The 13829-nt window shown below is 40.2% G+C and carries 13 protein-coding genes; 8 read left to right on the top strand and 5 right to left on the bottom strand.

Annotated elements, in window-relative coordinates:
* Positions 1 to 26 precede the first annotated feature (26 nt).
* The 3 genes from alaS to HJC33_RS00655 are packed head-to-tail and all read left to right on the top strand — an operon-like array spanning position 27 to position 4216.
* Complete coding sequence (alaS, locus tag HJC33_RS00665) at positions 27 to 2642, top strand: alanine--tRNA ligase (protein WP_171656861.1); 2616 nt, start codon at positions 27 to 29, stop codon at positions 2640 to 2642.
* Positions 2642 to 3589 (top strand): GSCFA domain-containing protein, encoded by a 948-nt coding sequence (locus HJC33_RS00660; protein ID WP_171656860.1) that lies wholly within the window; start codon positions 2642 to 2644, stop codon positions 3587 to 3589. Before alaS ends, HJC33_RS00660 begins: the two co-directional genes overlap by 1 nt.
* Positions 3590 to 4216, top strand: coding sequence for a DUF4230 domain-containing protein (locus HJC33_RS00655; protein ID WP_171656859.1), 627 nt, complete (start codon positions 3590 to 3592; stop codon positions 4214 to 4216).
* Here HJC33_RS00655 and HJC33_RS00650 read toward each other — a convergent pair.
* Together HJC33_RS00650 and HJC33_RS00645 are read right to left on the bottom strand one after the other, a co-directional pair.
* The gene (locus HJC33_RS00650) at positions 4184 to 5950 is read right to left on the bottom strand and encodes an aromatic amino acid hydroxylase (RefSeq protein WP_171656858.1); all 1767 of its coding nucleotides are present in this window, start codon (positions 5948 to 5950) and stop codon (positions 4184 to 4186) included. The two genes, HJC33_RS00655 and HJC33_RS00650, sit on opposite strands and share 33 nt — an antisense overlap.
* Before the next feature lie 10 nt (positions 5951 to 5960).
* Positions 5961 to 6425, bottom strand: a complete 465-nt coding sequence (locus HJC33_RS00645) for a DUF3291 domain-containing protein (RefSeq protein ID WP_171656857.1) — start codon at positions 6423 to 6425, stop codon at positions 5961 to 5963.
* Between the two features lie 142 nt (positions 6426 to 6567).
* Here HJC33_RS00645 and HJC33_RS00640 point away from each other — a divergent pair, with 142 nt between their 5' ends.
* Positions 6568 to 7035, top strand: a complete 468-nt coding sequence (locus tag HJC33_RS00640) for an Lrp/AsnC family transcriptional regulator (RefSeq protein WP_171656856.1) — start codon at positions 6568 to 6570, stop codon at positions 7033 to 7035.
* Positions 7036 to 7067: 32 nt separating this feature from the next.
* Here the strand turns inward: HJC33_RS00640 and HJC33_RS00635 are convergent, their stop codons facing one another.
* Positions 7068 to 7637: a DUF4136 domain-containing protein gene (locus tag HJC33_RS00635; RefSeq protein ID WP_171656855.1), complete on the bottom strand. Its 570-nt coding sequence runs from the start codon at positions 7635 to 7637 to the stop codon at positions 7068 to 7070.
* Between the two features lie 60 nt (positions 7638 to 7697).
* Positions 7698 to 7859, bottom strand: a complete 162-nt coding sequence (locus HJC33_RS00630; protein ID WP_171656854.1) for a DUF5522 domain-containing protein — start codon at positions 7857 to 7859, stop codon at positions 7698 to 7700.
* A gap of 176 nt (positions 7860 to 8035) precedes the next feature.
* On the opposite strand from HJC33_RS00630, the gene HJC33_RS00625 reads away from it, so the two are divergent.
* The 4 genes from HJC33_RS00625 (at position 8036) to hemL (ending at position 11763) form a co-directional block, all read left to right on the top strand.
* On the top strand, positions 8036 to 8365 hold the full coding sequence (locus HJC33_RS00625; RefSeq protein WP_171656968.1) for a hypothetical protein: 330 nt from the start codon (positions 8036 to 8038) through the stop codon (positions 8363 to 8365).
* Positions 8366 to 8395: 30 nt separating this feature from the next.
* The gene (locus tag HJC33_RS00620) at positions 8396 to 9280 is read left to right on the top strand and encodes a 1-aminocyclopropane-1-carboxylate deaminase/D-cysteine desulfhydrase (protein ID WP_272620901.1); all 885 of its coding nucleotides are present in this window, start codon (positions 8396 to 8398) and stop codon (positions 9278 to 9280) included.
* Positions 9277 to 10128: a glucosaminidase domain-containing protein gene (locus tag HJC33_RS00615; RefSeq protein WP_171656852.1), complete on the top strand. Its 852-nt coding sequence runs from the start codon at positions 9277 to 9279 to the stop codon at positions 10126 to 10128. Before HJC33_RS00620 ends, HJC33_RS00615 begins: the two co-directional genes overlap by 4 nt.
* A 357-nt stretch (positions 10129 to 10485) precedes the next feature.
* The gene (gene hemL / locus HJC33_RS00610; RefSeq protein WP_171656851.1) at positions 10486 to 11763 is read left to right on the top strand and encodes a glutamate-1-semialdehyde 2,1-aminomutase; all 1278 of its coding nucleotides are present in this window, start codon (positions 10486 to 10488) and stop codon (positions 11761 to 11763) included.
* On the opposite strand, the gene HJC33_RS00605 is transcribed toward hemL, so the two are convergent.
* Positions 11760 to 13808, bottom strand: coding sequence for a M48 family metalloprotease (locus tag HJC33_RS00605; protein WP_171656850.1), 2049 nt, complete (start codon positions 13806 to 13808; stop codon positions 11760 to 11762). The genes hemL and HJC33_RS00605 overlap by 4 nt on opposite strands.
* Positions 13809 to 13829 lie beyond the last annotated feature (21 nt).

Genomic DNA, 13829 nt, shown 5'->3' with positions numbered 1-13829 from the left:
AATTTAATAAAACCCTAGCATTTCCAATGACATCCCAAGAAGTCAGAACCCGATTTTTAGAATTTTTCAAGGGAAAAAACCATAAAATAGTGCCCTCTGCACCTATGGTGATGAAAGATGATCCAACCCTGATGTTCACCAATGCGGGAATGAATCAATTTAAAGAATTTTTCTTAGGAAACTCAGTATCAAAAGATAAACGGGTTGCAGATACACAAAAGTGTCTTCGGGTGAGTGGAAAGCATAACGACTTGGATGAAGTGGGCAAGGATACCTACCACCATACCATGTTTGAGATGTTGGGGAATTGGAGCTTCGGGGATTATTTCAAGAAAGAGGCCATTCAATGGGCTTGGGAATTGTTGACTGAAGTTCTTAAGATAGACAAGGATAGTCTTTATGTTTCGGTATTTGAAGGTAGTGATGATGCTGATAAACTGGAAATGGACAAAGAAGCTTTTGATTTTTGGAAAGCCATTGTGCCGGAAGACAGGATTATCATGGGCAATAAAAAGGATAATTTTTGGGAAATGGGCGACCAAGGTCCGTGCGGTCCCTGTTCTGAAATCCATGTAGATATTAGGTCAGCGCAAGAAAAAGCAAAAGTTTCTGGAGCTTCATTGGTGAATCAAGATCATCCGCAGGTAGTGGAAATATGGAATCTTGTTTTCATGCAGTACAACAGAAAAGCTGATGGAAGTCTGGAGAACCTTCCCGAAAAACATGTGGATACTGGAATGGGCTTTGAACGTTTGTGCATGGTGTTGCAAGGAGTTCAGTCCAATTATGATACCGATGTTTTTACGCCATTGATTCGTGAAATCGAAACAATCACGGCGCATAAATACGGTAAGAACGAGCAAACAGATATTGCCATTAGGGTTGTTGCCGACCATATTCGAGCAGTTGCTTTTTCCATTGCTGACGGACAATTGCCCAGCAATACAGGCGCTGGCTATGTCATCCGTAGAATTTTGAGAAGGGCCATACGGTATGGATTTACCTTCCTCGATACCAACAAGCCTTTTATTTACAGACTGGTAAAAGTGTTGGGGGAAACCATGGGCAAAGCTTTCCCAGAGCTTCAAGAACAGTTGCATTTGATTGAGAATGTAGTGAAAGAAGAGGAAAGTTCTTTTTTAAGCACCCTAGAACAAGGATTGGTGTTGTTGGATTCCGTTATCAAATCCTCCAAGGATAAAACTATAGATGGAGAAAAAGCCTTTGAACTCTATGATACATTTGGTTTTCCAATTGATTTAACTTCTTTGATTCTTGAAGAAAAAGGCTATCACTTGGATATGGAGGGCTTTGAAAAGGCCTTAAAACAACAAAAGGACCGTTCTAGGGCAGCTTCAGAAGTTTCCAAAGAAGATTGGACGGTTTTGCGTGATGATTTTGAGCAAGAATTCATTGGGTATGATAGTTTGGAGGTTGAGGTGAAAATGGTGAAGTATCGAAAGGTGACCAGTAAAAAGGGAGGGGAACAATATCAAATGGTATTTAATCTGACCCCTTTTTATGCTGAAGGAGGAGGTCAAGTGGGAGATAAAGGTTATTTGGAAGCTTCGAACGGAGATGTGATTTATATTTTGGATACGAAAAGGGAAAACAATGAAATTGTCCATTTCTCCGAAAGTCTTCCCAAGGATGTTTCGGGAACCTTTAAGGCCGTGGTAGATAAAAAGCAGCGTTGGAGAACCGCTAGTAACCATACGGCCACGCATTTGTTGCATCAAGCATTGCGTGAAGTTTTGGGTAACCATGTAGAGCAAAAAGGTTCGGCGGTACATTCCAAACACTTACGTTTCGATTTTTCACATTTTTCCAAGCTTACCGTGGAGGAGCTTCGGGATGTGGAGAATTTTGTCAATGCCCGTATTGAAGGACAATTGCCTCTTGAAGAAAATAGAAGTGTATCCATGAAGGAGGCCATGGAACAAGGGGCCATTGCGCTTTTTGGTGAAAAATATGGTGACACGGTACGGACCATTCGTTTTGGGCAGTCCGTTGAACTTTGTGGAGGTACGCATGTTAAAAACACTGCGGATATATGGCATTTTAAGATTGTTTCCGAAGGTGCGGTCGCAGCCGGTATCCGAAGAATAGAGGCCATCACTTCTGATATGGTCAAAGAGTTCTATTTCAAGAATAATCGAATGCTCTTTGAAATCAAGGACCTTTTGAACAATGCTAAAAATCCTGTGAAAGCCGTAACCAGTTTGCAGGAGGAAAATACAGTGCTTAAAAAACAAATAGAGCAATTGTTGAAGGCTAAGGCCAAAGGGCTTAAAAATGAATTGATTTCTGAAATAGAAGAAGTCAATGGAGTTCAGTTTTTGGCCAAAAAGGTGGATTTGGATGCAGCTGGCCTTAAGAATCTTTCTTTTGAAATAGGGGGGCAGTTTTCCAATTTATTTTTGCTTTTAGGTGCTGAAAAAGAGGGTAAAGCTTTGCTTTCTTGCTACATTTCCAAAGAGTTGGTGTCCAATAATGGATTGAATGCGGGAGCCATTGTCCGAGAGTTGGGCAAGCACATTCAAGGTGGTGGGGGCGGACAGCCCTTCTTTGCGACTGCAGGAGGTAAAAATGCGGCAGGTATCCCAGAAGCTTTAGAGAAAGCCAAGGAGTATATTTCCTAATGAAACTTCAAACCACCATACCACTTCAAAATGCAGGGCATCAAATCGATTATGGAAGTAAACTGCTATTGTTGGGGTCATGTTTTGTGGAAAACATAGGCGGCAAACTCAATTATTATAAGTTCCAACAGCTTCAAAATCCTTTAGGGATTTTATTCCACCCCTTGGCTATTGAAAATTTGGTGGAGCGTTCCCTTGCTAATCGCTTTTTTTCAGAAAGCGAAGTGTTTGAACGAGATGGGATTTGGCAATGTTTTGAAGCCCATTCAGATTTACGGGCCAATAGTAGTAAAGAATTGGTGAAAATGCTGAATGAAAGTTTGGCTAAAACAAAGAATGCCATTGAAAATGCTTCCCATGTTTTCATAACCTTGGGTACTTCATGGGTATATCATCACAAAGGATTGGATAAAGTGGTGGCCAATTGCCACAAAGTGCCTCAAAAAGAATTTTCCAAAGAATTGGTATCGGCAGCAGTTATCAAAAAAAGTTTGGAGAAGGTAGTTGCTATGGTCCAAGGAGTGAACCCCAATGCGCAATTGGTTTTTACCATTTCACCAGTTCGGCACCTTAAGGACGGATTTGTTGAAAACCAAAGAAGCAAAGCCAACTTGATTACAGCAGTGCATGAATTTCGAGAAGAGCTGGCAGTGTCTTATTTTCCAGCATATGAAATTGTCATGGATGAGCTTAGGGACTATCGGTTTTATAAAAATGATATGGTGCATCCCAATGAACTGGCGGTCGATTACATTTGGGAAAAGTTCAAGGCAGTTTGGATTTCTTCGGATTGTCTGGCAATTATGGATGAGGTAGAAGCTATTCAAAAGGGATTGCAACATCGTCCCTTTAATGCGGATTCTGAGGCTCATCAAAAGTTTAAAGAATCCTTAGCGGCGAAAATTGCGTATCTTCAAGAGAGGTATCCATTTATGAAATTCGAATAGATGAGGAAAGTACTGGTTGGAGCGATTATTGCCTTGACTTCTATATTGATTTATAAATCGTGCACGGATTATAGAAGCGAGCAAAAAATCCTTGAGGAAAATTCTATGCTTATCCAACAGGAGCTCAAAAATGTTTCTAAACTTGTTGTGACCGAAGGCCATTTTGTGGAGGTCTATAATTACAAGGACTCCAAAGAACTTTTTGGTTCCTTCCTAACGGCAGATAAAAAAGCTCTGGTGGTTGTGAATGCAGAAGTTACTGTGGCGTACGATTTGTCAAAAATCAATTACGAAGTAGATGAGATCAATAAGCAAGTTCGAATTACACAGATTCCCCAACCAGAAATCAAGGTCAATCCAGATTTTGAATATTATGATGTTACCGCGGACTATTTTAATCCGTTTAACGCTGATGACTATAATGAAATCAAACGAAACGTAAACGCTTCCTTACGGCAAAAAATAGAGGTCTCTTCCTTAAAATCCAATGCGGAAAATCGCTTGATTAGCGAACTTTCAAGAATTTATGTGCTCACTAATTCTTTGGGGTGGACCTTGGTTTACAATTCAACCGATATTACTTCCCAGCAAGAATTATTGGATTTGGGAAAAACTCTTGTCGATTAGTAGTGCGCCATCATCAATCAGATGCCCTATATCCGGTCTTGTTTTTTTGATTTCCTCCAAATGTAATTTAATGTCATTGGCCAAATGCTCTTTCTGTCCTTGCTTGGCCAATTCATAGAGCTCTACGGGCAATAACCAATCTTCTGGGAATTGATTTTGAATCTCTTCAAAAAGTTTGCTTCGGGATATAAAAGTGTTGATATCCTCACGATAATCCCTTACCCTTTGGTAATATTCTTCCAGTTTGGTTCTTTCCAAATCTTCCTCCCTTTTAATGGTGGTTTCAGAAAGTTCGTGCGAAATCAAATTAAAACTCGCCAAATCTGCTGGTCCATTGTAAGCTGATACTACTTCTTGTCCCACTGCCATATCGTATTGCCCCCATTCAGGCAGAAATAAGATGTCATCATTATGGGTAACCTTGCAATTTTTAAAAGTGATGAGTATGATTTTGCCCATAAGATTTCTGGTGCCGGTTACAATGGTTCCTTCAACCTTAACGCCTCCTTCAAATTCCAGACAAACGTGTTCCCCTTCATAAATATTATAAGCCCTCAAATCTCTTGGGGCCATATCTTCAATGGTCAAATTGATGCCTTTGAGCTTTCCAATGGGCGTTCCAAAACCTTCAGAATGGTACAAAGTTCCATGACCTACAAGTTCTTTATCTCGATAGGCCAATGCGGTAGGCCCTTTTGTTTTGAGATAAATGGGGTTTCCATTATGCTCAATGACCTCATGAAACTTTCCTGAAATTTGGATTCCTGTACTCAGTTCCATCGTACCCAAAGCTTTGGAATCAATCAATTTTTTTGCTCCAGAAAGTCCCCCGGTACGAAGGGCCATGGTGTTGGCAAAATCTTCCAAAACCTGACTTAAAAAGGCAAAATCTGGCGTTACAAACAATTGTGGTTGAGGTTTGGTTATATCAAAACCAGTACGGGCCGCTTCAATGGAGTATGGAAGTTTTTTGACTTCATCGGTCATACACCATGCGCTTTCTCCAATGGAAGAAAGGAGTCCAGCTCCATAAATTTTTGGGTTTTCCACGGTGCCGATGAGTCCGTATTCTACAGTCCACCAATGCAGATTGCGGATAAGTGCCATCTCACTGGGCTCTCCCATATTGTTTTGAAGGTCTTCAATCTTTTTTTCAGCAGCTTCAATTTCCGATTTAGGGGTGCCATGTGCCTCTTTAATGATAGAGAGATGTCGTACAGCATCATACAACTCATAATCCTTGGCACTGGAAATGGCCTTACAGCCAATTTCACCAAAACGTCTTAGATATTCAGCATATTCTGGATTGGCAATAATAGGGGCATGTCCTGCGCCTTCATGGATAATATCCGGGGCCGGAGTGTACTCAATATTTTCAAGTTGGCGAATGTCCGAAGCAATCACCAATACATTGTAAGCTTGAAATTCCATAAAGGCCGAAGGGGGGATAAATCCATCCACGGCTACGGCAGCCCAGCCTATTTCCTTCAAGATGCGATTCATTCCATACATATTGGGAATATGGTCAATGGAGATTCCTGTCTTCTCTAACCCTTCCACGTAAGATTTATGGGCCACTTTACTTAAATAGTCCACATTTTTACGCATCACATAGCGCCAAACAGCTTGGTCAATAGCAGAATAATCCTCATAGTTCTGAGGTTTGATGTATTGCTTTAGATGTTCTGGGAGTTTATCCAGAATGGGATTGGATTCGTATTTGGATTTAGTCATGACCTTTGATTTATTCGATTTTCTTCCCATGTTCATTATACATCTCCTTTATGGAAAAGGCTTCAGGTGAAGACCCGTTGATTTCCAATAGTTCCAATTTTTTCTTGGCCATTTTTAATGAGGGGATTTCACCTTGTGGAATCCACCACATTACAAACTGCGAAGGGCCTTTTAAGTTGAACCATCTTTTTTTGTTTCTCAGAAAATAACTGTGCACTGTGCTGTATACAAAGTCTTGCAATGCTTCCAGGTTTTCCCAGACAGAAATGTTCACGGCCATCATCTCATCTCCAAAAGGAGATTCAATGTAAGATGCCGATCTTCCTTGTTCATCTTTAAGCCTCCATACAAAGCCTGGACTTTCTTCGGCCAATTTGTTGACAGGTTCTAGGAAATCGACAAATTCCTTCATGATTGGATTGTCCAAACTAGCTTTGAAACGTGCAATATTGGCTTGGGCCAGATAAAAATTCATCGCAATATATTTCTATAAAATTAAGAATATAGTTTTAAAAGAACTATAGATATAATAATCATAGGAAAAATCACTTTAACTAGACTGATATATGGGAATAAGTAGTAAATTGAACAATGAATAATAATATAAAAAGGAAAACATGCAGCAACGATTGGATGAGATTGATCGCAAGATTCTTAGAATTTTAGAAAAGGACGCCAAAACGGTGGCCAAATCCATTGCAAAACAATTGAACATGACCAAAACTCCCGTCTACGAGCGAATAAGACGTTTGGAGCAAGAGGGGTTCATTAAACACTATGCTGCCATAATCAATAAAGAGCAGGTGGAGCAGAGCATCACAGTATTTGGTTTTGTATCACTGGAGGCTCAAAAAGGAGAATTGATGGACGATTTTTTGGCTCAGGTTAAGGAATTTCCCGAGGTGGTGGAATGTTTTGTGGTGGGAGGGGAGTTTGATTTTTTGCTTAAAGTAATGGTCAAAAACCTGGACGCTTACTACGATTTTGCAAAGCAGAAGATAGCCTCACTGCCTAACATTGGGGCAGTTAAAAGTGCCTTTGTGCTCAAAGAGGTAAAAAACGAGATTGGATTTCCGTTGCTATGAAAAAAACCGCCCAAAGGGCGGCTTTCAATATTTTAGTTTGAGGCCAACTCGTGGCCAGGAGGATATTTTTCCAGTATTTGTGCTACAAATTCCTTGATACGCTCTTCTTTTTTCTCAATATTGCTCGTATTGTTCAAGGTGCCAACGCCACGTCCCTGCCAAACCAGTTCTTTGTTTTTGGCATCGATGACATCAATATATAAAGAGCCTTCGGTGCGGGTGCTTACATTGTTTCCCCAGCCCCAGCCCCAACCGGGACCCCAGACCCAGGGATTGTAAAAACCGCCCCAGCCCCAGCCAAAGTTGTTGTTGTAAACGTCCACACGTTCACGTTCTTTGGTAAATATACTGATGAGGACATCTGGGTCCTTTGATTTTACAAAGCCACGGGAGCTTAGTTCGGAATCTATAGCTCTTAAAATGCGTTTTTTGTCCAAATCGGAGATTTGGGCTTTGTCAATACCTGTTTTATAAAAAGCATAACTTTTGTAAGTGTTAAAGTCAGCCTGTTTGTCGTAGTCGGAAATCACCCTTACTGAGCTGCAGGAAGCCAAGAAGGTAACTGCTAGGGCAACGAGAGTAAATAATTTTAAATTTTTCATAGTACTTTTTTCAATTCTTTGAGATTACCCAAATATCATCACAAATATTATGCCGAATGCTTAGTTTTTCCTATGAGTTTTTTGATTGAATCCATAGGGACAATGTCGGCAACCACTTTCACAGCAATACCCTCTTTTTAAATGGTATTGTTCCGTGAATACCCGATACCCCTCTTCAGAAAGATAATAGTCGCCCTCTTCCAGGGGAATCCGTTCCTTCATGCGTTGTAAAACTGTTTTCGCTATATAAAATTAAACTATTCAGACCAATATGCCTTGTGGAAGGTAAGGAACGGAAAACAGGTTATTCAACGAAATTGTTAAAAACAAGGAGGGTGCAATCCAATTTTCTGGAATTTGAAAAGTTATATTTGTAAGAATACTTTGATGGATTGCAAGTGATTTTAGTTTTTAAACACTTTTTTTATCGCAATTACGTAGGCCTGTCCCTATGGCCGTTTATCATTCTAAAGGAAGATTCCCTTAAGACTGATGCGGTGCTTATAAATCATGAACGTATCCATCTAAAACAACAACAGGAATTGTTGATTATACCCTTTTATATCCTCTATGTAGCTGAATGGTTGCTGCGCACCCTGTTGTATTTGGATAGCTATCGTGCTTATCAGAACATCAGTTTTGAGCGGGAGGCCTATGCCAATGAAAGAGATATGGAGTATCTTTCCAAACGTAAAAGTTTTGCTTTTTTCAATTATTTGACGCAATAAGCCTATAATTTGAACATTCCGAACCAAAAAGTGGATTTTCCCCTGCTTCGGGAAAAGGAAGTGACCCTTTACATCAAAAGGGAGGATACCATTCATCCTTTAATTTCCGGAAACAAATATCGAAAGCTCAAATACAACGTATTGGAAGCGAAAAAACAGGGGCAAACCACCTTGCTCACCTTTGGTGGGGCTTTTTCCAACCATATTGCTGCGGTGGCCTGCGTGGGTCGTGAACAAGGTTTTAAAACTATTGGAGTGGTTCGGGGAGAGGAATTGGAAAACCGTTGGCAAGACAATCCGACCTTGCAATTGGCCCATCAACATGGGATGCAGTTTCATTTTGTATCCCGTAGTGCTTATCGCGAAAAAACAACCCCATCCTTTTATCAACAATTAAAGGAAACCTTTGGAGAATTTTACCAGTTGCCCGAAGGCGGTACGAACGCTTTGGCCGTTCAGGGCTGTGAAAAGATTTTAACGAATGCGGATGCTGATTTCGACATGATTTGCAGTTGTGTAGGTACTGGGGGTACTTTGGCCGGACTCATCAATGCATCCAAACCCCATCAAAACGTGTGGGGCTTTCCGGCATTGAAGGGCAATTTTCTACAGGAGGATATCCGTAAATTTGCCCAAAATAATCGCTGGAAGCTTCAATTGGAGTATCATTTTGGCGGTTATGCCAAGGTGGACCAACAACTGATTGATTTTATCAACGATTTTAACACTGAAACCGGAATTCCATTAGATCCCATTTATACGGGAAAAATGCTTTTTGGTATTTTTGATTTGATAAAAAGAAATGTGTTCGAGCCTGGCACCCAAATTTTGGCCATCCATACCGGAGGGCTTCAAGGCATAAAAGGCATGAACCTTGTATTGAAAAAGAAGAATTTACCCTTATTAATGGTATGATGAAACGTTTGGGATATATGGTATTGTTGGTTGTATTGGTCACGGGCTGTAAGTCTAAAAAAAGAACGGTTACCAAGGAACGTAGGCCTGTAGTGGAATCCCGAACCCCTCGTAATCCCAATGCCAATCTGCCCAAAGATGGTCCAAAAGAAGCGGAATTATACCCGCTTCCGGAGAATCCAGGTCGATTTGTGCGTTTTCCCATAGCCGATACCCAAGAATACATAGAGACCTTTGCCGAAATGGCCCAATACGAGATGCGTGCCTTTGGTATTCCGGCAAGTATCACTTTGGCTCAAGGTATTTTGGAAAGCGGTTCCGGTAGAGGAGAACTCACCCGAAAGACCAATAATCACTTCGGTATCAAATGTCATACTGGTTGGGATGGGGAATTCGATTTTCATGATGATGATGCCAAAGGGGAATGTTTCAGAAAGTACAACCACCCCATGTATTCCTTCCGAGATCACAGTATTTTTCTGTCCACACGGTCCAGATATAGTTTTTTGTTCAATTACCGGAGAGATGATTATAAAAAATGGGCTTATGGATTGCGTCAGGCGGGTTATGCCACTGACCGTAAATATCCACAGAAGTTGATTGCGCTGATTGAGCGTTACGATTTGGACCAATATGACGAAGAGGTGGTGCGAGGAGGTTTGGATACCGTTCGGGAGCCTAAAAACTATGAAGTGTTCACCCATGTGGTGGTCAAGGGCGATACCCTCTACGGCATATCCAGAAAATATAGTATTTCAGTAGGAGAGTTGAGGCGCCTCAATAATTTGAAGAGCAACACCATTTCCATTGGGCAGGTGCTCAACATCCGAAAAGAAAAAACCAAATAATACCCCGTGGTGCATTTTGAAATAAAATCTTGTAAAATTGCGTCATGCCGAACTTGTTTCGGTATCCCATTATCCATTTATCGTCTGGAATCCATCAAATGCGACCCTGAAATAAATTCAGGGAAACGAAAATGATGTTCCATAATAGCAGCATATAGATATTGAATATCTCTTTAGTGTTGAAATAACAAAATGCACTAAGGTTCATGGAATGTCAGTTCGAGTGCAGTCGAGAACTAGATAATTTTGAAGATTCCAAATTGACTCTCTGTAGTAATTGGAGTTCTTTTACATTCTGAGGATGCTTATTTTTGCACTTCAATTAGTATTCTGTACCTGAGCATTCAAAATAAACACATGATTTACCAAAGAAGTAGCGCCCTTTTTGCAGCGGCTAAAAAATACATCCCCGGAGGGGTAAATTCCCCCGTGCGGGCATTTAAGGCAGTAGGGGGCGACCCCATTTTTGTAAAAGAGGCCAAAGGTGCCTACCTATATGATGAAGATGGCAACCAATTGATCGATTACATTGCCTCTTGGGGGCCGCTGATTTTGGGCCATGCCTATGAACCCGTGATCAATGCGGTAATTGAGCGTGCTAAAAAGGGTACTTCCTTTGGAATGCCGACAGAAATTGAGACCGAGTTGGCTCAATTGGCCGTTTCCATGGTGCCGAATATTGATAAAATTAGATTTGTGAATAGCGGTACCGAAGCCTGTATGAGTGCAGTGCGTTTGGCACGTGGCTATACCGGGAAGGACAAAATTATCAAGTTTGCGGGTTGCTACCACGGTCATTCCGATGCTTTTTTGATCCAAGCGGGGAGTGGAGCAGTTACTTTTGGAAGTCCCAACAGTCCGGGTGTGACCCAAGGAACTGCAAAAGACACCCTTTTGGCGACTTATAACGATTTGGAAAGCGTAAAAGCCCTGACTGAAGCCAATAAAGGTGAAATTGCAGCCATTATTTTGGAACCCGTAGCTGGAAACATGGGCTGCATTATCCCTACCGATGAATTTATTCATGGATTGCGCAAGCTGTGTGCGGAAGAAGGTATTTTGTTGCTCTTTGATGAGGTGATGACAGGTTTTAGATTGGGCCAAGGAGGCGCACAAGAGGCTTTGGGTGTTGATGCTGATATGGTGATGTTTGGAAAAGTGATAGGAGGTGGACTCCCCGTAGGTGCATTTGCTGCCAAGGCTGAAATCATGTCGCATTTAGCTCCCGAAGGGCCGGTGTACCAAGCAGGGACCCTAAGTGGTAACCCTTTGGCCATGAGCGCTGGTTTGGCTATGCTCACCGAATTGAACAACAACCCCGAAATATTTACCAGTTTGGCCCAAAAAACGGAGCATTTGCATAACGGCATTGCTGAAGTACTGACCGAAAAAGGTGTAGCCCATCAAATCAACCGATATGGTAGTATGATCTCTGTGCATTTTACTGAAGAACCTGTAATGGACTTTGCATCTTCTGCCAAAGGCAATAACGATACTTTTAAAACGTATTTCCATGGCATGTTGGAGCAAGGAGTGTATTTGCCACCTTCAGCTTTTGAAAGCTACTTTTTAAATGATGCCTTGAGCTACGAAGATTTAGATCGGACGGTTGAGGCGGTGAAGACTGTTTTTTAGTTTTCAATCAAACTTTCTTGATAATCCAAGAGTTCTTTTTTTGTCAAGAAGTAACCTCTGGAAAGCAGATATTGATAATTTCCAATCGCTCCTAGTAGTATGCCTAGGTTTTCTTCAAAATAAGTTTGACTACCGAAATAGGCCCATTCCTTAGATAGGTATTTGTCAAAGTTATCTTTAATGTTGTCCGTTATTTCGGTTTCGAACTTGGGGTTGGCCAGTAGATTTTTTATTTCTAACTTAAGTTCTCTTTCCAAAGAAGTCAAATGACGAAAATTACTTTTAATGTCTTCATAAGGTGTTGTATAGTTTATGAACTGTAATTTCTCGTTCATTTTATTGGGCAACTCCATTTTTTTATCGAAGGTAACGTCATAGTCAAAAAGTTGTTGATAAAGTCTTTTTAGCGTTGACTGATTTCCTACATTTTGTTCTTTTGACTTGAAATGGTAATAAATTTCACTATCATTTGATGCGATTTTTTCATTCAACAGAGCAAGTTCCTTGCTAAGAGTTTCAGCTAACTTTTTACTTTCTCTTCGTTTGTGTTTTTTCCCATCATAATCGAATGTTTTAACTCCGAAAGATTTGTCTTCGACAAGTTTTAAGGATTCAATGTCATTTTGGAGTGCAATGCTCGTGTACACTTGTCCAACATGGGTATCGGAAAACAGAGAATCCAACTCTTTGATATTTTCGGTTGCTAAAGTATCCAGGTCTATTGGCATTGGGTTTTTATTATCGTAATAGCCATTGTACACTTTAGAAAAACTGTTCTTTAGAAAATCTGATTTATATTCTTCCTGAAACTTATGATAGGGAAGTAATAATGTTTCTCCTTCAAATTTTACATTTTTGAACAGCTCTGAGGTTAATCTTTGCTGTGTTGCTTCAATGTTCTTGAACAGCAAGTTTGCAGATTCCTTGTTTCCTCCTTCAATTTGGATGTTCGTTTTCTCTAATCTCTCAATTCTGTCCTCGGTACTAGGGTGGGATGCCCATTGGTCTTTAATCACCAATTTTGATTTGTTGAGTTTATTTAACTCCTCAATGGTAACATCGGGTAAATCATTTATTATTTTGAGGTTACTGTTCTTGGCTAAAAACTGCATAACATAATGCTGCTCTGCAAATACATTCTTGCTTAGGGTGTTTTTAGATATTTTTCCATCATAAAATGAGAGCACGTCATTCAAAGAATGGTCTGCGAGCTGAAATCTAAGAAGAGCACTTTTAAGTGGTGCATAACCGGTAATGTGTGCAGCAATTTCGTCAGCATGAAATTCCATTTCTCGTGAAAGCCCCATGTAACTCTTGTTAACAATACCATACATTTTGATGAGTATCCATTTGATACCATCAATAATTTTTACAGCTAAAATCACAAAAATTGCAATATAACTACTTACATTGGCCCAACTTTGAACGGCTTTATCGTAATTATCATTATCATATAGCATGTTGAATATAACTTGGTTTACATTGTAAACATAGCTGCCAACTTTCATGGTTTTTTGTGAAAAATGTCCAAACTCATGTGCTAATACTGCTTTAAGTTCTTCTTGTGTAACAGAATTGACCAGACCAATGCCAATATGTAGGCTTTTTCGAATAGGAAAGAACATGCTCCAAAAATTTGAGTCGTAAAATACTGATGCGTTTACTTCAGACGATAGGTAAACTTTCTTAGGGAATTTGGTGTCGACATTTTTAACTATATCGTCAATCATTTTAAACAGTTCAGGTTCGTCGTTTTCAGTTATTTCAACCAAGTGAGAACGGTCTATTTTGTGTGATTTAAAGATAAATTTGATTAGAAAAAACAGGATTAGAAAACCTAAACTTGCTAGGCCAATTCCCAATGCAATGGTTATGAATCTTGGTGCAGAAATCACGAGCATAACACCCCCGTATACGCATATAGTCGTTAAGGCTATGGCTAACAGGAAAATAATGGCGTACACGATGGCAAAAAATACAATGGAAATTATGGCTTTGCTTGTATTGGACTTGAACTCTTCTGTAGGTTTGATTTGTTGAATCATAGTTGGTTTAATACATTGATT

It is taken from the genome of Flagellimonas amphidinii (assembly GCF_013090115.1).
GTDB classification, from domain to species: domain Bacteria; phylum Bacteroidota; class Bacteroidia; order Flavobacteriales; family Flavobacteriaceae; genus Flagellimonas; species Flagellimonas amphidinii.
Note: the sequence above shows the minus strand (reverse complement) of the source record. Positions and strands in the feature narration are given on the sequence as shown.